General features: G+C 70.0%; 20 protein-coding genes and 2 pseudogenes. 12 read left to right on the top strand and 10 right to left on the bottom strand.

The genetic code is table 11. From position 1 onward, the window contains the following. Nucleotides 1-9 precede the first annotated feature (9 nt). Nucleotides 10-993: a helix-turn-helix transcriptional regulator gene (locus tag B5557_RS20965; protein ID WP_079660914.1), complete on the bottom strand. Its 984-nt coding sequence runs from the start codon at nucleotides 991-993 to the stop codon at nucleotides 10-12. A gap of 142 nt (nucleotides 994-1135) precedes the next feature. On the opposite strand from B5557_RS20965, the gene B5557_RS20960 reads away from it, so the two are divergent. After that, on the top strand, nucleotides 1136-1411 hold the full coding sequence (locus B5557_RS20960) for a hypothetical protein (RefSeq protein WP_079660913.1): 276 nt from the start codon (nucleotides 1136-1138) through the stop codon (nucleotides 1409-1411). Continuing rightward, the gene (locus tag B5557_RS20955; protein ID WP_079660912.1) at nucleotides 1408-1743 is read left to right on the top strand and encodes a hypothetical protein; all 336 of its coding nucleotides are present in this window, start codon (nucleotides 1408-1410) and stop codon (nucleotides 1741-1743) included. The genes B5557_RS20960 and B5557_RS20955 overlap by 4 nt, the downstream gene beginning before the upstream one ends. A gap of 198 nt (nucleotides 1744-1941) precedes the next feature. Here the strand turns inward: B5557_RS20955 and B5557_RS20950 are convergent, their stop codons facing one another. Beyond that, nucleotides 1942-2355 carry a pyridoxamine 5'-phosphate oxidase family protein gene (locus B5557_RS20950; RefSeq protein WP_079660911.1) on the bottom strand — a complete coding sequence of 138 codons (414 nt, stop codon included), beginning with the start codon at nucleotides 2353-2355 and terminating at the stop codon, nucleotides 1942-1944. A gap of 230 nt (nucleotides 2356-2585) precedes the next feature. On the opposite strand from B5557_RS20950, the gene clpB reads away from it, so the two are divergent. Continuing rightward, nucleotides 2586-5183, top strand: coding sequence for an ATP-dependent chaperone ClpB (clpB, locus tag B5557_RS20945; RefSeq protein ID WP_079660910.1), 2598 nt, complete (start codon nucleotides 2586-2588; stop codon nucleotides 5181-5183). A gap of 184 nt (nucleotides 5184-5367) precedes the next feature. Next, the gene (locus tag B5557_RS20940; protein WP_079660909.1) at nucleotides 5368-5922 is read left to right on the top strand and encodes a YbjN domain-containing protein; all 555 of its coding nucleotides are present in this window, start codon (nucleotides 5368-5370) and stop codon (nucleotides 5920-5922) included. 106 nt (nucleotides 5923-6028) lie between these two features. On the opposite strand, the gene B5557_RS20935 is transcribed toward B5557_RS20940, so the two are convergent. Next, entirely contained in the window at nucleotides 6029-6397 is a 369-nt protein-coding gene (locus tag B5557_RS20935; protein ID WP_079664904.1) for a hypothetical protein, read from the bottom strand. Between the two features lie 8 nt (nucleotides 6398-6405). Then, the gene (locus B5557_RS20930; protein WP_079660908.1) at nucleotides 6406-6687 is read right to left on the bottom strand and encodes a hypothetical protein; all 282 of its coding nucleotides are present in this window, start codon (nucleotides 6685-6687) and stop codon (nucleotides 6406-6408) included. 227 nt (nucleotides 6688-6914) lie between these two features. Here B5557_RS20930 and B5557_RS20925 point away from each other — a divergent pair, with 227 nt between their 5' ends. The 7 genes from B5557_RS20925 to B5557_RS20895 all read left to right on the top strand — a co-directional run bounded on the left by B5557_RS20925 (nucleotide 6915) and on the right by B5557_RS20895 (nucleotide 17074). After that, on the top strand, nucleotides 6915-8561 hold the full coding sequence (locus B5557_RS20925; RefSeq protein WP_079660907.1) for a M4 family metallopeptidase: 1647 nt from the start codon (nucleotides 6915-6917) through the stop codon (nucleotides 8559-8561). A gap of 736 nt (nucleotides 8562-9297) precedes the next feature. Beyond that, nucleotides 9298-9792 carry a hypothetical protein gene (locus B5557_RS20920; protein WP_180291552.1) on the top strand — a complete coding sequence of 165 codons (495 nt, stop codon included), beginning with the start codon at nucleotides 9298-9300 and terminating at the stop codon, nucleotides 9790-9792. A 431-nt stretch (nucleotides 9793-10223) separates the two neighbouring features. Continuing rightward, nucleotides 10224-10865: a hypothetical protein gene (locus B5557_RS20915; RefSeq protein ID WP_231976425.1), complete on the top strand. Its 642-nt coding sequence runs from the start codon at nucleotides 10224-10226 to the stop codon at nucleotides 10863-10865. A gap of 109 nt (nucleotides 10866-10974) precedes the next feature. Next, nucleotides 10975-11466 (top strand): SdpA family antimicrobial peptide system protein, encoded by a 492-nt coding sequence (locus B5557_RS20910; protein ID WP_159424405.1) that lies wholly within the window; start codon nucleotides 10975-10977, stop codon nucleotides 11464-11466. A gap of 17 nt (nucleotides 11467-11483) precedes the next feature. Next, on the top strand, nucleotides 11484-12434 hold the full coding sequence (locus B5557_RS20905) for a sporulation-delaying protein SdpB family protein (RefSeq protein WP_079660905.1): 951 nt from the start codon (nucleotides 11484-11486) through the stop codon (nucleotides 12432-12434). 174 nt (nucleotides 12435-12608) lie between these two features. Beyond that, nucleotides 12609-13232: a hypothetical protein gene (locus B5557_RS20900; RefSeq protein ID WP_231976424.1), complete on the top strand. Its 624-nt coding sequence runs from the start codon at nucleotides 12609-12611 to the stop codon at nucleotides 13230-13232. 266 nt (nucleotides 13233-13498) lie between these two features. Beyond that, the gene (locus B5557_RS20895; protein ID WP_079660904.1) at nucleotides 13499-17074 is read left to right on the top strand and encodes a BTAD domain-containing putative transcriptional regulator; all 3576 of its coding nucleotides are present in this window, start codon (nucleotides 13499-13501) and stop codon (nucleotides 17072-17074) included. 266 nt (nucleotides 17075-17340) lie between these two features. On the opposite strand, the gene B5557_RS20890 is transcribed toward B5557_RS20895, so the two are convergent. From B5557_RS20890 to B5557_RS20875, 4 genes and pseudogenes are all read right to left on the bottom strand, one after another. Next, nucleotides 17341-18189 carry a S1 family peptidase gene (locus B5557_RS20890; RefSeq protein ID WP_079660903.1) on the bottom strand — a complete coding sequence of 283 codons (849 nt, stop codon included), beginning with the start codon at nucleotides 18187-18189 and terminating at the stop codon, nucleotides 17341-17343. Nucleotides 18190-18421: 232 nt separating this feature from the next. Then, nucleotides 18422-18649: pseudogene (locus tag B5557_RS20885) on the bottom strand (aminotransferase class I/II-fold pyridoxal phosphate-dependent enzyme); the annotation flags it as partial. 157 nt (nucleotides 18650-18806) lie between these two features. Next, a complete protein-coding gene (locus B5557_RS20880) occupies nucleotides 18807-20120 on the bottom strand; it encodes an SWIM zinc finger family protein (RefSeq protein WP_079660902.1) in 1314 nt (437 codons plus the stop codon). Further along, nucleotides 20117-22074 (bottom strand): annotated as a pseudogene (locus tag B5557_RS20875) (DEAD/DEAH box helicase); the annotation flags it as partial. The pseudogene B5557_RS20875 and the gene B5557_RS20880, both read right to left, overlap by 4 nt. Between B5557_RS20875 and B5557_RS20870 the strand changes: the two are divergent. Next, nucleotides 21985-23205, top strand: coding sequence for a hypothetical protein (locus B5557_RS20870; RefSeq protein ID WP_159424404.1), 1221 nt, complete (start codon nucleotides 21985-21987; stop codon nucleotides 23203-23205). The pseudogene B5557_RS20875 and the gene B5557_RS20870 overlap by 90 nt on opposite strands. A 70-nt stretch (nucleotides 23206-23275) precedes the next feature. Here B5557_RS20870 and B5557_RS20865 read toward each other — a convergent pair whose 3' ends face one another. After that, on the bottom strand, nucleotides 23276-23536 hold the full coding sequence (locus B5557_RS20865) for a Txe/YoeB family addiction module toxin (RefSeq protein WP_067029017.1): 261 nt from the start codon (nucleotides 23534-23536) through the stop codon (nucleotides 23276-23278). 9 nt (nucleotides 23537-23545) lie between these two features. Then, nucleotides 23546-23803 (bottom strand): type II toxin-antitoxin system Phd/YefM family antitoxin, encoded by a 258-nt coding sequence (locus B5557_RS20860; protein ID WP_037676836.1) that lies wholly within the window; start codon nucleotides 23801-23803, stop codon nucleotides 23546-23548. Between the last annotated feature and the right edge of the window lie 143 nt (nucleotides 23804-23946).

Below are 23946 nucleotides of genomic sequence, written 5' to 3'. Positions count from 1 at the left end.
GTGCGGGTGTCAGGGTTCCTGTCTGAGGATGCCCGACTGGGCGATGAGGAAGCCGAGTTGGGCACGACTGCCACTGCCCAGGGCGGTGGCGAGTTTGGCGATATGGGCACGGCAGGTGCGGACGTTCATACCGAGCCGGCGGGCTATCGCCTCGTCGACGTGCCCCTCGACGAGGAGCTTGGCGATGGAGTGCTGGATGTCCGTGATGCCGTCGGGCGCGGTCTCGTACGGGGCGCCGGTGGCCAGGGGTACGGCGCGGCCCCACATGAACTCGAAGACCTTGATCAGGTAGCGGACGAGCCCCGGGTGCCGGAGTTCGAGGGCGACCTGACCGTCGTCGCGGGTCGGGATGAAGGCCACCGTCTCGTCGCAGATGATCAGCCGCTCCACGAGTTCGTCGATGGTGCGGTACTCGACCTTGCCGTCGGTGAACTGGGAGACGTAGGCCAGGGTCTCGGGGCTGTAGCGGGCCGTGTGCTGGTAGAGGGTCCGGATGCGGCAGCCGCGTTCGATCAGCGGTCTGTCGCGCTCCAGGCCCTGGACGAGGGTGTGCTCCAGGCGGCGGCGGCTCGGCTGGACGGTGAGCATCTCGGTCTGGCACTGGGAGGTGGCCAGATCGAGCGCCGCGTTGATGCGGTCGATGCCCTCCAGCACCGTGATCGAGTGCGTGGTCGGCGTCGGCTGGGCGCTGAGGGTCATGAACGGCTCGAAAGCGTCGGCGAGTTCGACCGACAGCCGTCTGCGCTGGGTGATCTCGCGTTCGATCGGGTTGAGCAGCTGGGACAGGGCGATCGACGGGGGCACCGGGCGCAGCCAGTTCGCGTCGTCGGGGTCGGCATGAAGCAGGGCGAACTCCATCAAACACGGAGCGGGCTCCACGTCCGCACGGGCTATGCGGCCCGTCCGAAGTGCGTTCCCATAGAGACGGCGACCTTCCTCGCACAGCTCAGTCGACGCATGAGGATGTGTCTGCTTTGTCTCATTTTTCGTCAAATCTCCACCCCCCAGGGTCCTGAACGTGCAGGAACATGATGCATCGATTGTGTGGCCATGACGTGCCCGAATGGGCCATCGTCGTAGTCGACGGGGGAGAGGTGACCTTCAAATGAGGACGAAGCCGACTATGCATAAGAGAATGCTTCGCTCGGCGCTTGCCGCCGCCTTCTCCGCCGCCCTGGCCTTCGGAGCGCTGAGCGGCCTTGCGGGGACGACGGGCGACACGGCGCGCGACAGTACGTGGAGCCCGGGCGCCGGCACCGCCGTCGTGGCCGGCGACAGCACCTGGGTCGCACCGCGCGACAGCACGTGGGTCGTGACCGCGGCGGACGTGCCGCGTGACAGCACCTGGGTCGCTCCTGGCGACAGCACCTGGGTCGCTCCCGCCGACAGCACGTGGGTCGCCGAGTCATGACCACTCCACCCGACGACCGCTCCTTCCGCCGCGAAATGGCCACCGCCTACCGCTCCGGCTGGCACTTCATCGACCTGGTCACCGCCATCCCCCACAGTGGTGACTCGTTGATGGTGACGGTCTTCGGTGAGCCGGTCGTCGTGACGCGCGACGAGGACGAGGACGTACGGGCCTACCGGTGCCTGCGCAAGCCCCGGGGAGCACCGCAGCCCGTGCGGTGCGCCATTCGATACGGAATGATCTTTGTGAACCTGGACCAGCGGGACCACCGGCTCGTCGAGACCGAGGCCCCGCCCCTGAAGACCACCTCAGCCACCCCCCGCAGTGCCTGACGCGATTCCCCCGTCGTAAAAAGATCGCTCAGGCGCTTCCCCCCGCAGCGGCGTCACCGTGACCTGAACACGGTGACGCCGCTGCAGTTTGCGGGGATATTTCGGGTTATGCACCCGCTTGAGCGTTGGCCGGAAAACGACGCCGGAACACAACGGGACAGAACCGGAATCCGGTCAGCCGCGTCGCCGGCCGCGCCGTCAGCCCTGCCCCATCGCCCGGGTCAGCTCGATCTCGATCACCACGCGCGCGGGGTTCGGGCTCGGCGTGCGCCCGTACCGCTGCGCGTACCGCCGCTCGGCCTCCGCCACCCGCTCCGGCTCGGTACGCACCTGAGCGCGCCCCTCCAGCGTGGCCCAGCGCCGCCCGTCCACCTGGCACACCGCGACCCGGGCGCCGGCCGGGCCCGCCGCCAGGACGTTGCCCACCTTCGTGCTCGTCTTGTTCGCGATGACCCGGGCGAGGCCGGCCTCGGGGTCGTAGGTCACTCCGACCGGAACCACGTGCGGACTGCCGTCCGGGCGTGGTGTGGTCAGCGTGCACAGATGGCGTTCGCGCCAGAAGGCGAGATACGGCGCGTCGGGGGCGCTCGGGTCCTGGGGGTATGCGGCCATGGCCCGAAACTACTGCCTCCCGGGCCGCCCCTCCCGGGCCGCCCCTCCCGCCGTCCCCCCGCCGTCCCCCCGCCGCCCCCCCGGCCGTCCCCCCGCCGTCCCCCCGCCGTCCCCCACCCCCAACTCTCGTCCCACCCTGTTCCGCACACCTTGAGCGGAATAGACTCAACTTTGTGTACGCTGACTGAGTCAGTAACGGGTAGCGCTGACGCAAGGAGGAGACAGCGAACGTGGACGCCGAGCTGACCAACCGGAGCCGGGACGCGATCAACGCGGCCGGCAGCAGGGCCGTGTCCCAGGGACACGCCGACCTCACCCCCGCCCACCTGCTGCTCGCGCTGCTCCAGGGGCAGGACAACGAGAACATCGTCGACCTTCTGGCGGCCGTCGACGCCGACCAGGCCGCCGTGCGCGCCGGGGCCGAGAAGGCGCTCGGCTCGCTGCCCAGCGTGACCGGGTCCACTGTCGCGCCCCCGCAGCCCAACCGCGAACTGCTCGCCGTCATCGCCGACGCGCAGAGCCGCGCCCGCGACCTCGGCGACGAGTACCTGTCCACCGAGCACCTGCTCATCGGCATCGCCGCCAAGGGCGGCCAGGCCGGTGACGTGCTCACCCAGCAGGGCGCGACCGCGAAGAAGCTGCTGGAGGCCTTCCGGCAGGCCCGCGGCGGCCGCCGGGTGACCAGCGCCGACCCCGAGGGCCAGTACAAGGCCCTGGAGAAGTTCGGCACGGACTTCACCGCCGCCGCCCGTGAGGGCAAGCTCGACCCGGTCATCGGGCGGGACCAGGAGATCCGGCGGGTCGTGCAGGTCCTCTCCCGCCGTACGAAGAACAACCCCGTCCTCATCGGCGAGCCCGGCGTCGGCAAGACCGCCGTCGTCGAGGGGCTGGCCCAGCGGATCGTCAAGGGCGACGTCCCGGAGTCGCTGAAGAACAAGCGGCTCGTGGCGCTCGACCTCGGCGCGATGGTGGCCGGCGCCAAGTACCGGGGCGAGTTCGAGGAGCGGCTGAAGACCGTCCTGGCCGAGATCAAGGACTCCGACGGCCAGATCATCACCTTCATCGACGAGCTGCACACGGTCGTCGGCGCGGGCGCCGGCGGCGACTCCGCGATGGACGCCGGCAACATGCTCAAGCCGATGCTCGCGCGCGGTGAGCTGCGCATGGTCGGCGCGACGACGCTCGACGAGTACCGCGAGCGGATCGAGAAGGACCCGGCGCTGGAGCGCCGCTTCCAGCAGGTGCTGGTGGCGGAGCCGACCGTCGAGGACACCATCGCGATCCTGCGCGGTCTCAAGGGCCGCTACGAGGCCCACCACAAGGTCCAGATCGCCGACAGCGCCCTGGTGGCCGCCGCGACGCTCTCCGACCGCTACATCACCTCCCGTTTCCTCCCCGACAAGGCCATCGACCTGGTCGACGAGGCGGCCTCCCGCCTGCGCATGGAGATCGACTCGTCCCCCGTCGAGATCGACGAGCTCCAGCGGTCCGTGGACCGGCTGAAGATGGAGGAGCTGGCGCTCGTCAAGGAGACCGACGCCGCCTCCCGCGAGCGCCTGGAGAAGCTGCGCCGCGACCTCGCCGACAAGGAGGAGGAGCTGCGCGGCCTCAACGCCAAGTGGGAGAAGGAGAAGCAGTCCCTCAACCGGGTCGGCGAGCTGAAGGAGAAGCTCGACGACCTGCGCGGCCAGGCCGAGCGCGCCCAGCGCGACGGCGACTTCGACACCGCCAGCAAGCTGCTGTACGGCGAGATCCCGACCCTGGAGCGCGACCTGGAGGCCGCGTCCGAGGCCGAGGAGGAGGCCGCGAAGGACACCATGGTCAAGGAGGAGGTCGGCTCGGACGACATCGCCGACGTCGTCGCCTCCTGGACCGGCATCCCGGCCGGCCGCCTCCTGGAGGGCGAGACGCAGAAGCTGCTGCGCATGGAGGAGGAGCTGGGCCGCCGCCTCATCGGCCAGACGGAGGCCGTCCAGGCCGTCTCGGACGCCGTACGCCGCTCTCGCGCGGGCATCTCCGACCCGGACCGCCCCACCGGCTCGTTCCTCTTCCTCGGCCCGACCGGCGTCGGCAAGACCGAGCTCGCGAAGGCCCTCGCCGACTTCCTCTTCGACGACGAGCGGGCCATGATCCGCATCGACATGTCGGAGTACGGCGAGAAGCACAGCGTCGCCCGGCTCGTCGGCGCGCCCCCCGGCTACGTCGGCTACGAGGAGGGCGGCCAGCTCACGGAGGCGGTCCGCAGGCGCCCGTACAGCGTGGTCCTGCTGGACGAGGTGGAGAAGGCGCACCCGGAGGTCTTCGACGTCCTGCTCCAGGTCCTGGACGACGGCCGGCTCACCGACGGCCAGGGCCGCACGGTCGACTTCCGCAACACGATCCTGGTGCTGACGTCGAACCTGGGCAGCCAGTACCTGGTCGACCCCGTCACGACGGAGGCGGAGAAGAAGGAGCAGGTCCTGGAGGTGGTCCGGGTGTCCTTCAAGCCGGAGTTCCTCAACCGGCTCGACGACCTGGTCGTCTTCTCGGCGCTGAGCAAGGAGGAGCTCGGCCGGATCGCCCGCCTCCAGATCGACCGCCTCGCGAAGCGGCTGGCGGAGCGCCGCCTCACCCTGGAGATCACCGACGCGGCCCTGGCCTGGCTCGCCGACGAGGGCAACGACCCGGCCTACGGCGCCCGGCCCCTGCGCCGCCTGGTCCAGACGGCCATCGGCGACCGCCTCGCCAAGGAGATCCTGGCGGGCGAGGTCAAGGACGGCGACACGGTCCGTGTGGACGCGTTCGGAGAGGGCCTGATCGTCGGCCCTACGACGGGCAAGACGCTGTAGTTCCGGGGCCGAGGTGAGGGGACGCGGGTCCCGGCGTTCGGGTGCTCACGTCCTTGATCCGTCGCGTGGTGGAAGCCTGTCGGCCGGGGCAGGTTGCCGGGCACGGGGCAAGAGAGAGAGGGTGGGCTATACGTCTGGTCTCAGCGATGGCCGGACGATCCAGACGACCGCGGGAGTACCCAGTATGTCCATCGACCCGTCCTCGATTCCGAACTTCGGGGGCCAGCCCGAGCCGCAGCCCCAGGGTGGACCGGCGGGCCCCGTCGTCCCGGACCAGGATCTCGTGAAGCAGCTCCTCGACCAGATGGAGCTGAAGTACGTCGTCGACGACGAGGGTGACCTCGCGGCGCCGTGGGAGGAGTTCCGTACGTACTTCATGTTCCGCGGCGAGGGCGACCAGCAGGTCTACTCGGTGCGGACGTTCTACGACCGGCCCCACAAGATCGACGACAAGGTGCAGCTGCTGGAGTCGATCGACGACTGGAACCGGCGCACCCTGTGGCCCAAGGTCTACACCCACACCCACGACGACGGCACCGTCCGCCTCATCGGCGAGGCGCAGCTGCTGATCGGCGCCGGCGTGAACATCGAGCTGTTCGTCTCCTCGACGGTGAGCTGGGTGCGCGCGGCGATCGAGTTCGACAAGTGGCTCGTGGAGCAGCTGGGCCTGGAGTCGGAGATCAACGACGCCGACGGCAACCCCGGCGAGGGCATCGAAAAGGCCGAGGACGACGAGTAGGTCCAGGACCTGCCCCTACGTCGAGCGGGTGCCCGTCCACAGCCTGTGGAGGGGCACCCGCTCCCGTCCGTCCCGGCCAAATGTTCGGTGCGGCTTGTCGCTTGGATCAAGGACTGAGGTCCAGCGTGCGCGCCGGCTGCTCCTTCCATGTGTGCGGCCGGATGGTCGCGATCAAGGCGCCATCCGGTCGGTCGGGGCTGGGCTGAGCGGCGTAGAGAGTGTGGGCGTCGGCCCATGTGGTCGCTCGGGCCACCGACAGGGCGGCCGGCAGGTCCAGGTCGACGGTCACGATGCCGGGCAGCGCGGCAAGGTGCTCTGCTGTGCCCGGCCGGGCGCGGTCGGCCTCGACAAGGGCGCACACAGTGGCGTACAGGAACCAGCCCTGCTCGGCATGAGCACGATGGATCAGCCGCGAGGCCAGGACGTTGCCGCTTCCGGCGGCCACCAGTGCGCTGTCGTCGAGGAACACGTGCACATCACGGATCACGCGGCACCCGCTTCGGCCATGCGACGGTCGAGTTCGGCGTCCAGTTCGGCCCGCTCGTCCTCGTTCGGGTCGTATCCGTTCCACGCCCGCAGCACCGCCCGTGCCTTCTCCGCCCGTTCGGCCCGCTCCGCCGGAGTGAGGAGGGTCTCGGCGAGCCTGGCCAGGTAGGCGCGGAGAGACAGTCCTTCCCCAGCGGCTATCTCGGCAAGCCGGTCGCGGGCGTCGCCCTGTCGACTCCCTGGATACGTGAACCCACCAGTTCCGAGGCCCCGGTTCAGGGGTGTCGAGGGCGGTCGCGGAAACGGTCCTCTCCCGTTGCTGCGCTTCTCCCGTCCATCGCGCAGCGGGTATGGACATGACAGGCATGTGCCCTCTTGAATGCCAGGACAAGATCAGCGCTGCCCTCAGCGCCCCTTCATGTGCCACCCCCCCTGTGCCACCCCCCCTGTGCCACCCCCCGGGCACGCGCCCCCACGGCGCCTTCTCAAGGAGACAGAAGACACTGATGAGTCGGATACGGCAGCACGTCCGAGGCTCCCGTCTCGCCACCGTCGGCATCGCCGCCACCACCGCCACACTTCTGGCCGCCTCACTCCCCCCGGCCGCCGAGGCGGCCGACAGGCCGACCCGGGCCACCGCCCTCGACAACGCGTCGGCGGCCCTCGCCGACCGGGCCGCGGCCCTGGGCCTCACCTCCGCGCAGGACACCTCCGTGCGTGACGTGATCGTGGACAAGGACGGCGCCCAGCACGTCCGCTACGACCGCACCTACCGCCAACTCCCCGTCCTGGGCGGTGACTTAGTCGTCCATCTGGCCCCCGACGGCACCTACCGCGGCGCCGACCGGGCGACGAGGGCGGCGATCTCACTGCCGAGCACCACCCCGAAGGTGTCGGCCACCGAGGCGGCCGACGTCGCCGTGAACGCCCTGCGCGCGGCCAAGCCGGGCGACGCGCTGAAGCAGGTGAACGCCAAGCCCCAACTCGTCGTTGACGCCCTGCACGGTGCCCCGAGACTGGCCTGGCGCACGTACGCCACCGCCTTGGACTCGCTCGGCAACCCGGTCGCCCGCACCGTGCTGACCGATGCCCGTACGGGTGCCCGGATCGATGCCTGGGACACCATGGAGACGGCCACCGGCGACGGCAACTCCCTGTACGCCGGCACGCTCCCGCTGGAGACGACCCTCTCGGGATCGACCTACCAGCTCAAGGACCCCACACGCGGCAACACCTACACCGCTGACGCGGCCGACAAGACCGACGTGTGCAGTGGCGGTACCTGCGGCAGCCGCGTCCCCGTGACCCTCTTCACGGACGACGACAACCACTGGGGTACGGGCACGACCGCCGACCGCTCGACTGTCGCTGTCGACGCCCAGTACGGCAGCGATATGACCTGGGACTACTACAAGGACGTCCACGGCCGCAACGGCATCGGAAACGACGGCAAGGGCTCCTACAACCGTGTCCACTACGGCAACAAACTCTCCAACGCCTTCTGGAACGACGACTGCTTCTGCATGTCCTACGGCGACGGTAACGGCACCCATTTCGGGCCGCTGGTCTCGCTGGACGTGGCCGCCCACGAGATGTCCCACGGAGTGACCTCGAGAACGGCCAGACTGGTCTACTCGGGCGAGTCCGGCGGTCTGAACGAGGCGACGTCCGACATTTTCGGAACGCTGGTCGAGTTCTACGCGGGGAACGCGCAGGACCCCGGCGACTACCTGATCGGCGAGAAGGTCGTCCGCTCCGGCTTCGGGCACGACGCTCTGCGCTACATGGACAAGCCGAGCAGGGACGGCGGTTCCGCGGACTACTGGAGCAGTTCGGTCGCCAACCTCAGCGTCCACTTCTCGTCCGGCGTCGCCAACCACTTCGCCTACCTCCTCGCGGAGGGCAGCGGCGCGAAGACGATCAACGGGGTCACCTACAACTCCCCGACGTACAACGGCTCGACTGTCTCCGGCATCGGCCGCGCCAAGCTCGGCGCGATCTGGTACCGCGCCCTGACCGTCTACATGACGTCCACGACGAACTACTCCGGAGCGAGGGCGGCCACCCTGAACGCGGCCCGCGACCTCTACGGCGCGGGCAGCGCGGAGTACGACACGGTGGCGGCGGCCTGGAGCGCGGTCAACGTGAACTGAGCGGCATCCTGCGGCGGACGCGTCACGACGGTCATGCGTGACGACGGTCATGCGGTCGCTGCGGCCCCGGGCCGGGGACCGCAGCGGCCGCCGGCCGAGCCGGTGCGCCCCACTTTCGAGGGCGGTCCGCGCGGGAGGCGGGGCAAGGCCGGGTAGGCCCTGCGGCGGGCCCGCCCGCTGCGGCGCCCTCGATTCGGCCGGCCAGGTCCAGTGTTTCGCTCTTCGTCGACGACCGGCTCGAGAACTGCGCTGCCGCCGCCCAACTCGGGCTGCACACCCTCCTTTCACCGGCGGCAGGCGTGCACTCTCGTGCGACATCCCGCAGCCGGCACCCGTGGCGGGGGGAATGGCCACTGAACAGCCACAGGGGCCAGAACGAAAAGGTTCCCCGGCAGTCTGCTCCCCGACGAAGATGGCGATCGGCCTGGGTGGGCATCACGTGATCGAACCGGACGGATCACCTGAACGACGCCGCCCTGCGGCGCGATTGCCGGTCGATTGCCGGTTTCCTCAATCCGCCTTGCCGGTCACGATGCGCCACCGCACTCAATGAGCGGCGTTTTCGCAGGTCGGCAGCTATAGGCAGACCGGTCCGACGGATCCAGAACGGCTCCAGCCTTTTCTGTGGGGCCGCTTCCTAGGCTCTGGCTCAGAAAGCGGCCGACCGACGGGGTTTCGCGAGAAGCCCAGAGGAAAACGGCCCGACTCACACCCCGATCACATCCACAGGAGAGCCATGCGTATCCGCACCGTCCTGCCCGCCGCCCTTCTGGCCGTCTCCGGCCTCCTCGCCGTGTCGGGAACCACCTTCGCTGCCGGCACTGGTGAAGAGTTCCCGGAGGGTGGCGGTTACCCGGCCTACCAGTGCTTCAAGACCGTGGGCGGCGAGTATTGCAGCGACATGGAGGTCAAGAACGATGCGGAAGGGGCCGCGTGGATCGGGTCCTGTCCGTCGGACGTCCTGAAGGGCGTCACCAGCAAGCCGTACCTCCTCGACCCCCGTCCGGAGAAGGCGCTCAGCTGCTCCGGTGAAGAGTCCCCGGAGGCTGGCGGTTACCCGGCGTTCCAGTGCTTCAAGACCCTGGACCGCGTCGAGTACTGCAGTGACAAGAAGGTCAAGAACCATGACGCAGGGGCCGCGTGGATCGCGACCTGTCCGCCCGCCGTCCTGAAAGACAAAGGCAGGGTGTACCTCCTCAACAACCGCCCGGGGGGCGCTTCCCACTGCTGATACACAAGACCACGAAGGGGCCGCATCTCGATGCGGCCCCTTCGCCATGCCCAACCAACGACGCCGCCCTCGGGTCCAGGTCCGTGTGGTGGACCTCATCGCCCGTGGGCGCGTGACCTGTTGGCGTTTGCGGCACAAGACCTCCCCCAGATGGGAAACGCGGCAAAGACCGGGGCCGGTTGAATGCAGGCGGTCGACTGCCTCGGTAAGCCATGCGTTTTCCGGTTACCGGCAAGGAACTGCCGGTGCGGCTGCCTGTGTGCGGGCCGGTGGGCGTGTTTTTGCAGGTCAGGTGGGTGGCGGATGGGTCAAGAATCCGTCCAGCTTTCTGTTGACCCCGTTTTTCTAGAGTCGAGGAGCGGAGACGCCGCAGCCCAATGGATGCGAGCTCCGTGTCGTGTGGAAGCCGATTCGAGAAGAGATGAGGAATCATGCGTAAGAGCCAAGGTCGTCTGGTTGTGGGGGCGCGTGCGGTGGCGCTCGCGGTGGCTGTGGGCGTGGCGGCGTCGATGGGTGCCGCGAATATGTCGTGGGCGTCGGTGCAGCCGACGCACGCGGAGCAGCTGACCAAGGCGGAGCAGAAGTGCTCGGGATTCACGGCGGCGGAGATCATCCTGGGGTTCATGGGTGAGGGGGTGGTGGCCAAGCAGCATCCGGAGCTGGCGCTGGTGCAGGGGAAGGTTGTCGGGGCGACCCCCAGGGAGGTGGAGGTCTTTCTGGCGCTGGCCTCGCTGAAGGAGTCGGGGTTCGCCGAGAAGTTCCGCGCGGATGTCACCTCGGGTGACCCGTTCCGGGTCCGTGACGGGCTGAAGCGGCTGGACGCCATGGGCGTGGCCGTCCACAAGGAAGTCACCAAGGGGCCCGTGGACCCGGGCACCGGCGACCATAACACCGTGATCTTGGTCAATTTCAATGCGGACAAGGAAGGTGCCGAGGGGCCCGTGGACCCGGGCACCGGCGACCATAACACCGTGATCTTGGTCTCATTCAATGCGGACTTCGAGGAAGGCAAGAGCGGTCTGACGACCGACAGGGCCGTTTCGGTCGTGACCAAGCTGCTGGCCGGCAAGTAGATCTTCGAAAGGGCGGCTCCGCTGCGTGCGGCGGAGCCGCCCTTGGGGGTGAGAAGACATGTCTCGCATAGCTTTCTTCGGCGGAGCCGTTCTGTGGGGAACGGTCGGTGTGACGTCGCTGCTGGTGGCCCTGCCGAGTTCGGCAGTCACTTCGCCGGGAGTCGTCGCATCGCGTCAATACGTCAGCAAGGTCTGGCCCCAGGGCTGGTCGTTCTTCACGAAGAGTCCCCGGAGCCCGTCGAACGGTGCTTACAGGATTTCGTCCGACGGGCCGCCACGGAGCTTGCTCATCGGACCCAACGCGTCCGCGTCCAATCTGTTCGGGGCCAGCAGAAGAACACGGGCCCAAGGCCCCGAGCTGGCAACCCTGATGTATGCCACACCGGGGCGGGCCTGGAAGAAATGTAAGGGGTACACGGTCTCCGACTGCGGCCTCGACGATTTCGGCAAGGCTCCGAAGATCCGCAACGATTCTCCGATCCCGACGCTGTGCGGGAAGGCCGTGCTCACCCTTGAGGAACCGATTCCATGGGCCTGGCGAAAGCTGACAGAAGGTCAGTATCGGGTCACGAAGGCGGCGGAGGTGAACATCCAGTGCTGAGACTCAGGATTCCGGCGGTGCCCGAAGCCGCCGAACGGTTCGACCCACGCACCAATGTGTACGGTCTGATGCGCACGCTGATCGCCGTGGGCATGTTCGCCACACTGTTCCTCACCCCGGCCGCGGCCCTGTTCCATCCCGTCATCGGCATGAAGGACGCCCCGTACTGCGACGGGCTGTCCGCGATCTCGGGATTCTGTGTCGGCGGGGACGCGCTGAGTCCGGAGGTGCGCCGCTATCTGCTGGCAGCCGTTCTGATCCCCGTGATGATCGGCTGGCGGCCGAGGTTCTGGGTGATACCGCACTGGTGGGTCGCGTTCAGCATCGCCTCCTCGCTCAGTCTGCCCGACGGCGGAGACACGGTGGCCCTGATCCTCACCCTGTCCATAGTTCCGTTCGGGCTGGTGGACGACAGAAGGTGGCACTGGAGCACCAAGGGTGGTGCTAAGCAACTCGGCGGTTCCGCCGCCGCCTTCTGCTACGTCACTCACTGGGCCATCCGGATCCAGGTGGCCGGCATCTATTTCCAGTCGTCTGTGGCGAAGTTCGGCGTGGCGGAATGGGCGGACGGTACCGCGCTCGCCTATTGGCTCAACGATCCGTTCTTCGGTCTCCTGCCGTTCTGGCAGCCCGTGATGCAGCCCCTGCTGGAGAACGCGTACACGGTCACCGCCCTGACCTGGGGAGTCCTCGTCATGGAACTCGCCCTAGCGTTCTCGCTCTTCTGGAAGGCCGAGGTGCGCCGCAAGACGCTCTGGCTGGGAATCGCTCTCCACGCGGGGATCGCGCTCTTCATGGGCCTCTTCAGCTTCGCGTTCATCATGTTCGGCGCCCTGGTCATCGCCTACCAGGTTCCGACCACGAACCTCGCCCTTCCCCGGTTGGCGGCGCTACGAGCGCGGCGCGCGGCCCGTGACGACGAGGCGCCCGAGACATCGCTGCGGGACACGACTCTCGTTCCCGGCTGAGGGACGCTTCGGCGGCCCGAACTTCCCTTGGGGCACCGCCCCCTTTCGTGCATCGCCCCCGGTCGGTCGTCTCTGGGCGGGGGCGCTCCGTGTCGTGTGGAAACCGATTTCGACAAGAGATGAGGACTCATCATGCGTAAGAGCCGAGGCCGTCTGGTTGTGGGGGCGCGTGCGGTGGCGCTCGCGGTGGCTGTGGGCGTGGTGGCGTCGACGGGTACGGCGGGTGTGTCGTGGGCGTCGGTGCAGCCGACGCACGCGGAGCAGCTGACCAAGGCGGAGCAGAAGTGCTCGGGATTCACGGCGGCGGAGATCATCCTGGGGTTCATGGGTGAGGGGGTGGTGGCCAAGCAGTATCCGGAGCTGGCGCTGGTGCAGGGGAAGGTTGTCGGGGCGACCCCCAGGGACGTGGAGGTCTTTCTGGCGCTGGCCACGCTGAAGGAGTCGGGGTTCGCCGAGGAGTTCCGCGCGGATGTCACCTCGGGTGACCCGTTCCGGGTCCGTGACGGGCTGGAGCGGCTGGACACTATGGCTGCGACTATCGGCAAGGAAGTCACTGAAACGGGCACCGGCTCCGGTGCGGTGATCGTGACCGGCAAGAACACCAGCGCCGCCGTGGGCGCCAACACGATTAGTTTCGTGACGACGAACAAGGTCGCGGTCGTGAACGTGGTCGCTGTGGCGAATGTGGCCATAGCCGTGACGAAGCTGGTGTTCAGGGAGGGCTTCGAGGAAGGCAAGAGCGGTCTGACGACCGAGAAGGCCGTCGCGATCGTGACCAAGCTGCTGGCCGGCAAGTAGATCCTCGAAGGGGCGGCTCCGTCGCGTGCGGCGGAGCCGCCCTGCGTGCTGATGCGGTTCGGCTGTACAAGTCACCTGTATGAGAAGAAAGTTGACATGACGTCAGATAATTTCCGCCTGAGGATTTTCGGCCGCTTGTTGGCGGAGAATGATCTCTCCAAACGGTGGCTCGCACACGTACTGTCATCCATCCGTGGCGGGAGGTTCCGCTTGGTCAGGCCGCCGCCGGTGCCGGGCGGCGGGGATGCGGGGAGAAGCAGGGGTGCATGCCTGAGCAGTTGGGGGCCTGGCTCCGTGGCCGTCGGGCGCAGCTGGGTCTGAGTCAGCCGCAGCTCGCCGAACTCGCCGGGGTCAGCACCCGCACCATCCGCGAGATCGAGCGGGGCCGGGCGCGCTCACCGCGCAGCCCGTCGGTGCTCAGGCTCATGGAGGTACTGGGACAGGACAGCGCGCCGGAACCCGGCGACGAACGGCGGCTCCGGCTCGACGTCCTCGGTCCCCTCCTGCTCCAGGTGGCCGGCCGGCCCGCCGAACCCGGCGCGGTGAAACAGAGCGCTCTGCTGGCCCTGCTCGGTCTGCACCCGGGCACCGCCGTGTCGCAGGACGAGATCGTCGACACCCTGTGGGACGGCCGACCCCCGGCCAGCTCCTCGAACATGGTCCACACCTACGTGGCCCGGCTGCGCCGGCTGCTCACCCCGGCGACACACCCCGAGGACCCGCCCGGCGGCGTACTGCGCCGGACCCGGACCGGCTACGTACTGGACCTGGACGAACAGGACTCGGACGCGGCGCGGTTCACCGTCCTGGCCTCGCGCGCCCTGCCCTGCCTCGCCGACGACGGGGGCGAGCCCGCCGACCGGGCCGAGGCGTACGCGCGGGCCGAGGCCGCCCTGCGGCTGTGGCGCGGCCCCGTCCTCCAGGGCATGGCGCCGGGGTTGCGCGAGCACCCCTCCGCCGTGGGCCTGACCCGGCTGCGTCTGTCCCTGGTCCAGGCGTACGCGGACAGCGCCCTGGCCGCCGGTACGACGGAGAACGCCGTCCACGAACTGCGCCGGACCGCCGACCTGGAGCCACTGCACGAAGGGGTCCACGCCCGGCTGCTGCTCGCGCTCGCGGCCTCGGGCGAGCAGGCCGCCGCCCTGAGCCTGTACACGGCGTTGCGGGACCGTCTGGACGACCAGCTCGGCGTCCGCCCGGGTCCGGAGCTGACCGACGCCCATCTGCGGATCCTGCGCATGGACGTACCGCGCGCCGCCACCTCCCGGCCGCAGGTCCAGGCCCAGGCCCAGGCGCAGGCCCAGGCCCAGGCACCGGCACCCGCCGCCCCGCCGATCGCCCCCGCGCTGCTGCCCTACGACGCCGCGTTCTTCACCGGACGCGACGATCACCTGGCCCGGCTGGACGCCCTGCTGCCCGCCTCCGGGGAGGGACCGGGCGGTGGGAGCGGGGTCTGTGCCCTGACCGGTGCCGGGGGAGCGGGCAAGACCGCCCTCGCCGTGCACTGGGCGCACCGGGTGCGTGACCGCTTCCCCGACGGCCAGCTCTTCGTGGACCTGCGCGGCCACTCACCGGAGGGCCCGGTGCGCCCCGTGGAGGCGCTGACCCGGTTCCTGCTGGCGTTGGGGGTGGCCGCGGAAGCCATTCCGGGGACGCCGGAGACCGCCGCCGACCTGTACCGGACACTGGCCGCCGAGCGGCGGATGCTGGTCGTCCTGGACAACGCGGCGGACGCGGAGCAGGTCCGGCCGCTGCTGCCCGGAGGGCCCGGCTGTCTGGTGCTGGTCACCAGCCGCGACCGGCTGGCCGGACTCGCCGCCCGCGACGGCGCCCGTCGGATCGGGGTGGACGTGCTCAGCCCCGCCGAATCCCGGCTCCTGCTGCATCGCACCCTCGGCGCGGCGCGCGTCGACGCCGACCCGTGGGCGGCGGCCGAACTCGCCCACGCCTGCGGGCACCTCCCCCTGGCGCTGCGGATCGCCGCCGCCAACCTCGACCACACCCCCTGGCGCACACTGGAGGAACAGGTCGCCGAACTGCGCGACGGCGACCGGCTGACCGCCCTGTCCGTCACCGGCGACGAGACCACCGCCGTACGCGGTGCCTTCGACCTCTCGTACCACGCCCTCGACGCCCCGGTCCGGCGGATGTTCCGTCTGCTGGCCCTGGTGCCCGGCCCGGAGACCGGTCTCGACGCCGCCGCGGCCGTCGCGGGCCTCGCCCCCGCGGAGGCCGCCGCGCTACTGGAACGGCTCACCGCCGCCCATCTGCTGCGGGAACACCGGGCCGGCCGGTACCGCCGCCACGACCTGGTCGCGCTGTACGCGGCCGAGCGGCTGCGCCTGGAGGAGACCGCCGAGGACCGCCACGCGGCCTCCGACGCCCTGTACACCTGGCTGCTGAACGCCACGGGCCACTGCGCCCAACTGCTGTACCCCGGCCAGGCCCCCCTGCCCCCCACCGGCACCAGCGGCCCGGACGGCGGCACTCACGGCGACGGAGGTGGTGATGGCGACGGCGGCGCCGGCCGCGGCAACGCCGTGCCCCCGCCTCGCATCCCCGACGCCGCCGCGGCGATCCGCTGGCTGGACGACGAACTGCCCAACCTCGCCGCGGCCGTCCAGCAGGCAGCCGCCGAGTGCCACCCCGCCTCCTGGCGGCTCGCCTACACCCTCGTCGGCCACTCCTGGACCCGCAAGATCGCCGTGGACTGGGCGGCCCTCGGCCGGGCCGCCCTGGACGCCGCCCGTGCCGCCGACGAGCCCGTGGCCCAGGCCGCCATGCACAACCTGCTCGGCGCCGCGAACCTCCACCAGAGCCTCCCCTATGCGGCGATCCCTCACTTCGAGCAGACGCTCGCCCTCGCCGAGGCAGGCGGCTGGCTGGAGGGTACGGCTGTGGCGCTCACCAACCTCGCCAGTGTGAACTGGCTCGTCGGCCGGCTGACACGCGGCGCGGAGTACCTGGAACGGGCCACGGAGATCGACCGGCGCAACGGCATGCCGGACGGCCACCCGGTCGTCCTGCTCACGCTCGGGATCACGCTGCGCGACCTGGGCCGCCTGACCGAGTCACTGGACCGTCTGCGGCGGGCCGAGCGTGCTCCGCGCAACCTCGACTCCCAGCACAACCGGATCCTGACCCACGCCAACCTGGGACGCACCCTGTACCTCCTCGGGGATCCCGCGCGGGCGGCGCACCACCTGACGACCGCCCTGACGATGGTCCGGGAGAGCGGCGAACAGGGCAGCGAGGCGTACGTGCTGCGGTTCCAGTCCTCCGTCCACCGCGACGCCGGTGACCTCACCACCGCCCTGGACATGGCGACGACCGCCACCCGTCTCTTCGACCAGGACGGCGAGGAGCACTACCGCGCGGACGCCCGCATCGCCCTCGGCAGCGTCCTGCTCGCCCTCGGCCGCCCCGGCGAGGCGGATGTCGTCTACCGGGAAGCGCTCAAGCTGGCCGAGGAACGCGGCGCGGACGAACTGCGGGCACGTGCCCTGCTCGGCCTGGCCGCCGTGACCAACCACCCCGACCGGGAGCAGATCTCCCGGGCGCTGGACATCGCCCGGGGTACGGATCACCTGATGGTGCAGGGCGAGGCCCTCACCGCCCTGGCCCGTGCCGAACTGCTGCACGGCGAAGCGGCCACCGCCGCCGCCCGCGCCCACGAGGCCCTCGCGGTGCACCGCGGCACCGGCTGGCGCAGGGCCCTGGCCGAGAGCCTCGACATCCTTGGCCGCGCCGTCGCCGCGACCGGCGAGGAGGACCCGGCCCTGTATCGGAAGGAGGCCCAGGACATCTTCCGCGCCCTGGGCATGACATCTCATCAGGGTTGAGCCCGTCGCCCATCGCCCGTCGCCAAAACGCCCGTCGCCAAAACGCTCTTCGTCATCGCCATCGTTCTTCGGCGTTCGCACATTGCCCGGTGGGCGGACTCAACCGAAGTCGATCCTGGATCCGTCTCCCTGTGCGGGGCACGCATCGGGCCCCGCACAGTTGCGTCGATCGACGACTGGGATGCCTACCGTGCCCAGCGCGTCACGGACATGAACGCTCGCGCCGAGCAGGTCATGGTCAGCGCGCTCTACCTGACAACGGAGCGCTACGGCTTCGGCAGCGTGCACCCGGCGGCGTTCAGGTCCAGCTGGTTGCCGGTCGTGAAGCAGGCCGGGATCTGGTAGGTCTGCTGGCCGTAGTTGATGCCCTTGCGAACGGTGACGTTGCCACTCGGGTCCACCTCGCAGGGGTTGTCCACCGTGCAGGAGGCGCCGTCCTCGTTACCGGTGTTGTGGACGGCGACGATCTCACCGGTGGACTGGTCGATCACCGGAGAGCCGGAGGTGCCGCCGCCGGTCTGGCAGGCGGAGGTGTAGCGGACCGAGTCCTTCCAGGTCCACTTGCCCTCCTTGAGCTGGTGGACGAACCCGTCGACGTTGCAGTCAAAGAGCATCTTCCAGCTGCCGGACGCCACGGTTACGGCGGTACCGACGGTCGGGTGTGTGTCCCGCACGGTCAGCGCCGACACCCCGTACGAGCTCTTGATCGCCGCGTAGGTGGTGGTGAGCTGGTAGATCGCCACGTCCGTGTCGGTCATCGTCCCGTACGCGAGCTTCTCGGCCTTCAGCGTGGCGACCTGGGCGCCTGATGAGTCGAGCAGGCTGAACGGCCGGTTGGCCGGCCGGTTGGTGATGACCACCCCCGGGTCCATAAGGCTGCTGCAGTGTCCGTTGGAGAGCACCAGCGCCGGGTCGGTGTCCACGGAGTTCGGGAAGCGGACGAGCGAGCCGGAGCAGTTGCTGAGCGCCACCGTGCCGGCGAGGCTGACGGCCTGGAGCGTCGGCTCGGCCGCCTTGGCCGCGGGCTTGACGCCGACGGGCGCCGCGACCGCGGGCACCGCGCCCGCCCCGGCGACGGCCAGAGCGAAGATCGCGGCGACGAGAGGCTTTCTCACGTGGGGGTCCCCTTATGACAAGGCGACCGGAAACCTTCCGGCCACCCACTGTTTTGTCATGCACATTGTTGGCGTAGGGGTGCAAGAGATCAAGGGGCGCCTTTCAGCCGCGAGGACAGCGCGGATATCAGCGACATCCGACCGCCTCGTTCACCTACGCATGCCGATGCGGGCACGCGGGGCCGCCGAAGTCAGTTGTCGCCGGTCGGGTTGTTTCCTGGCTCCGCGTCACGTACGTGCCCGCCGGGCGGAAGACCGTGAACCCCGCCTGCTCCAGGCCGCCCGCGAGCAGTTCGCGTTTGGCTCGCATGTCGGCGCGGAACGCCTCGAAGTACGAGTCCGGCAGGCGCAGCGCCTCGGCGACCGCGTACTGGAAGGGGCCCGAGGCCACGTACGTCAGGAACTGCTTGGCGGAACGGACGGCGGAGGTGAGTTCTTGGGTCGCCGTCACCCAGGCCACTCCTCGTTCACGCACTCATTCATATGTGGCGCACCGGGCTCACCCGAGTCCGCCGTTGCCGGTCGGGACGCCGACCGGATCCGCGCATCTCCGCCGCGCGACCGAACGCACCGTGCGGCCGGGGACGGAATCGGTGGATCGCGGGGCATCCCGAGCATCATGTTTCGAGGAGAGCGGTCAGGACGACGGCGGGATCGGCGTCAGGCGGTCCGGCCGGCCACCAGGTGCCCTGGTCCTTGGTGTACGGGTACCACAGTCCGTCCCGGCCCAGGCGCAGTTGGGCGTCGCGGCCCTCGACGGTCCAGCGGTTTCGCCAGGAGCGGAGCCGGGGTGGTCTGCCGTCGGCCCAGTCCGCTCGCAGCGCCTCGCGGTCGCGCTCCAGGCGGGAGGCGGGCGGGTTCCAGGGGCTTTCCAGGGTGTCCAGGGATGCCACGCCGCCGTGCCGCCACGCGCGGGTGGCGGCTGCGAGTTCGCCGGGGGTGCGGCCGCAGTTCGAAGCGATCCTGGCGAAGACGTCCAGGGTGGGGTGAGTGGCGGCGAGGCGTACGGCGTCCTGCCATTCGGTGAGCGGGGCGGGTGGGGCGGTGTCGGCGTGCCGTGCGCCGAGGGCTGCGGCGAGCAGGTGGTGGGCACGCGTCGCGGCGTCGGCGGCGAGCAGTTCGAGCGCGGCCGGGTCCAGACCGGGCTCCGGGACGGCCGAGTCCACCAGTGCGGGGCCGCGGCCGGACCGTTCGGGCAGCGGCGGCGGGCTGGGCAGGGGCGGGAGTGCGGTGCGGGAGACGAAGGCGGGCCCGGCGGGATCGCCGGGCCGGGCCGGGGGCGCCGCGGGGCCCGTGCCTGCGGTTGCCGTGTCCGCCGCGGCTTCGGCGGAGGCGCGGGCGGTGTTGCGGCGGCCGAGCTCGTCCATCAGCTCCCGCTCGCCACGACCCCGCAGGAGCAGCAGTACGAAGGGGTCGCGGTCCAGGAGCCGGGCGACCTGGTAGCAGAGGGCCGCGGCGTGTTTACAGGGGTAGCCCCAGTCGGGGCAGCTGCACTCGGGGTCGAGGTCCCGTGGGCCGGGCAGCAGCGGGACACCGGCGGCTGCCGCGTCGTCGGCGAGCCCGGCGGGCATCTCGCCGTCCAGCAGTGCGGCGATGTTGGCGGCCCGCTCGGCGATCATGTCCAGCAGCCGGTCCCACTGCTGGTCCGTCAGCTGCTCGACCTGGACCCTGGAGCGGTACGGGGTGCGGCGGCTGCCCTGCACCGGGGCGGCGGCCGAGCCGGGGGCGACGGTGACCGGTCCGACCGCGCCGCCGCGCGCGTAGGTCCGGCCGCGCGAGAGGCGGCCGGAGTCCAGGGAGGACTCCTCCAAGGACCGCAGCCACGCGCGGCCCCACCAGGACTCGGCGAAGGGCGCGCGGCTGCCCTTGGTCGGCGGGAGTGCCTCGAAGGTACGGGCGGCCGACTCGCCCGGCCGGTTGCGCCCGGTCATCGTCCCGTCCTTCGCAGCGTGACCAGTTCGGCCAGCTCGCTGTCACTCAGTTCGCTGAACGCCGCCTCGCCCGAGCCCAGCACCGAGTCGGCCAGTTCCCTCTTCTGACGGAGCATCTCGGCGACCCGGTCCTCCACGGTCCCCTCGGCGATCAGCTTGTGCACCTGGACCGGCTGGGTCTGTCCGATCCGGTAGGCGCGGTCGGTGGCCTGGTCCTCCACGGCTGGGTTCCACCAGCGGTCGTAGTGGATGACGTGTCCGGCCCGGGTCAGGTTCAGACCGGTACCGGCGGCTTTGAGGGACAGCAGGAACACCTTCTTCTCCCCGCTCTGGAAGGCGTCGACCATCTCCTCCCTGCGTTTGACCGTGGTGCTTCCGTGCAGGAACAGGGTGTCCACGCCGCGGTCGGCCAGGTGGCGCTCGATCAGAGCGCCCATGGCCACGTACTGGGTGAAAACGAGGGCCGACCCGTCCTCGGCCAGGACGGTGTCCAGGAGTTCGTCCAGCAGTTCCAGCTTCCCCGAGCGGCCCGGGAGCTTGGATCCCGCGGGTTCCTTCAGGAACTGCGCGGGGTGGTTGCAGACCTGCTTCAGGCCGGTGAGCAGCTTCATCACCAGGCCGCGCCGGGCGATGCCCTGCTTCTCCTCGATCTCAGCCATGAGTTCGCGTACCAGCGCCTCGTACAGCGAGACCTGTTCCTTCGTCAGTGACACCGGCTGGTCGGTCTCGGTCTTGGGCGGTAGTTCGGGAGCGATGCCAGGGTCGGACTTGCGCCGGCGCAGCAGGAAGGGGCGGACCAGCGCGGCCAGATGCCGGGCGGCCTGTTCGTCGCGGTCGCCTTCAACAGCCGTGGCGTAGCGGTCGCGGAAGGAGGTGAGCGTGCCGAGCAGGCCGGGGGTGGTCCAGTCGAGCAGTGACCACAGTTCGGACAGGTTGTTCTCGACCGGGGTGCCGGTCAGTGCGACCCGCCCCCGCGAGGGGATCCGGCGCAGAGCCTGGGCGGTGAGCGCGTGCGGGTTCTTGACGTGCTGGGCCTCGTCGGCGACGAGCAGTCCCCAGGGCTGCGTGGTAAGGCGTTCGGTGTCGCGGCGCATGGTCCCGTAGGTGGTCAGGACGAAGCCGCCGTCCGCTCCACCGTCGAGGCCGGCCAGGTCGCGGCCGGGGCCGTGGAAGCGGCGCACGGGGGTGTCCGGTGCGAAGCGCTGGATCTCGCGCTCCCAGTTGCCGAGCAGCGAGGCGGGGCAGACCACCAGGGTGGGGCCGGCGGTGGTCTGCCGTTCCTGGCGGCGCAGGTGGAGAGCGATCAGGGTGATGGTCTTGCCCAGGCCCATGTCGTCGGCGAGGCAGCCGCCCAGGCCGAGCGAGGTCATCCGGTGCAGCCAGTTCAGGCCGCGCAACTGGTAGTCGCGCAGGGGCGCGGCAAGGGCTTCCGGCTGTCCCCGGGGCTCGCGCGCGGCGCGGGCCTCGGGGTCGGCGATCCGGAGTCCAGTTCCTCCAGTACGCCGCCGGCGGTGACCGCCACCTGTTCGCCGTCCACCTCGACGCTGCCGGTCAGCGCGGCGCCCAGGGCGTCGATCGCGGTGAACGTCGCCGTCCTGGACTGCGCGGCCCGTCGCAGCCGGCGGACCAGCTCCTGGTCCACGACCACCCACTGGTCGCGCAGCCGCACGATCGGCCGGTGCGCCTGGACCAGCCGTTCCAGCTCCTCCGCGGTGAGTTCCCGGTCCCCGAGGGCGACCTGCCAGCGGAAGTCCAACAGGCCGCCGGAGGACAGGAAGGACTCGGCCGAGGACTGCGTCCCCTGGCGGCGTACGGGTTCCAGGACGCCGGAGGCGGTCAGCTCGCGAACCAGTTCCTTGGGCCAGTGCACGGCGACCCCGGCGGCGGCGAGGCTTTCCGCCGCGTCGCCCAGCAGCGCCTGGGCCTCCTCGTCGGACAGTTCCAGGCCGGCAGGGGCGTCGCCCACCCCGGTGCCGGCCTGCCCGCTGCCGCGGAAGACGAGGGAGTACTGGAACTCTGGTGCGATGCGCTCGGAGAGGACCTCGACGATCTGAACGACCTCGGGAACCTCGGCCTGTCCCCGGTGCTGCTGGGCGCGGTGGACATAGAGGACGAGGACGGCCTCGGCCTGACGGCGGTGGTGCTGCGGGCGTTGTACGAGGTTCCCGACGGCGAATGGCTGGACACCGCGCTGCTCGTCGGCGCTCTTCGCGAGGGGCTCCCGAAGCAGGAGGCACGGCTGGTCGAACTGTTCCTCCTGCAGATCCTCGACCAGGCGGCCGTTGTCCTCGCCGAGTATCAGGCGGCGGAGGTCGAGACCGGTCCGGAGACGAGCCGGCAGCGGGATCACGTCATCCTCGGCATCCTCGGTATCGAGGCGAGCGCCGAGGACGGCGACGGCACTCCGCCGGCCGGGACACGGCTCCGGCTCACTCCGCTGGGACGCCACGGACTGCGCGAGTACCTGCTCGCCGAGGGATTCCACGCTCCTCTCATCGGCGAACTGGCCGACGCAGACGCCCCGACCTTGCTCGACGCCCTGCTCGACTACGACCAGGAGTCCGCCCACTCCGAGATCACCGGATGGATCAGTCATAGGGGCCAGGGCTCAGCCGCAGTCCAGCTCATCGACGCCTGCGCCGGTCTGGAAGCCGATGCTGCCCTCCACCGCCTTGCCGCCGCGCCGGTGCTCGCGGAACTCGATGAACCGCGAGCGCTCGCGGTCCTGCGCAAAGCCGCGGCTTCCCAGGTCCCCGGCTGCGCCGAGACCGCGGCGATCACGCTGGCCGACCGTGGTGAGATCCCCGAAGGACACGGCCCGGAACTCCAGCTGTGGAGGCTCGTGGACCATCTGTGGGGCCCGCTCGGCGTGGCGGACGAGGCACTCGCCATGTTCCTGGAACAGGAGGGGGACTCGGTGCTGCCGCTGCTGGAACAGGCCGCCGACGACCTGTGGCGCTGCCGCCACCCCGCCACCGGGGCCGTGCTGGAGGCGGCAGGGCGGCTTCTGAGGGCTCGGGACAAGGCACTGGCGAAGCGACTGCGCAGGTCCGCGACCAAAGTCGGATCCCAGCGTCGAGGATGAGGTGCCGAGGTGCTGACCGCTACGCGACGCTGAGGCCGACAGAGGCTGTGCTCGATCCGCTCGAGTCCGGTCAGCTCTCGTAGTGGTAGCGGCACTGTGCGATCAGGACGCCATCCTCGGTGGCTTTGTAGATCAGTCTGTGCTCGTCGTTGATGCGGCGCGACCAGTAGCCCTGGAACCCGTGCTTGAGCGGTTCCGGTTTGCCGATCCCCTCATTGCCGTTCCGGGCGATGTCCGCGATGAGTGTGTTGATGCGCTTCAGGATCTTCCGGTCCTGAAGCTGCCACCACAGGTAGTCCTCCCAGGCGCGGGAGGAGAATGTGATCTTCATTCGCGGCCGTTACTCGTCGGTCGCCAGCTCGCGTACGGTGCCGCCGCCGTTTTCCAACTCGTCGATGGAGGCGAGCAGGCGCCGGGCGTTCGCCGGGCTCCGTAGCAGGTACGCCGTCTCCTTCAGCGACTCGTAGTCCTCAAGTGAGACGATGACGACCGGCTCATGTCCGGCCCGGGTGATGACGACCTCTTCGCGGTCGTCGGTGACGGAGTTGAGCACCTCGGCGTACCGTGCGCGCGACTCGGAATACGTCATGGTCTTCACGATCTACCCTCCCTTCACGTACAGAAAATTGTACGTCGACTCCTGTGGTGCGGCAAGCGCCGGAATGACGCCCGAGACCGGGCGGCCTCTGGCGCGAAAGTTCCGGGCGGGTGATGTGCGGCGGGCAACGAGGATGTGGCGAC

The sequence above is a fragment of the Streptomyces sp. 3214.6 genome, from assembly GCF_900129855.1.
In the GTDB taxonomy this organism is placed as follows: Bacteria; Actinomycetota; Actinomycetes; order Streptomycetales; family Streptomycetaceae; genus Streptomyces; species Streptomyces soliscabiei.
The sequence above is the reverse complement of the archived record's forward strand: the minus strand, read 5'-3'. Positions and strand labels throughout refer to the sequence as shown.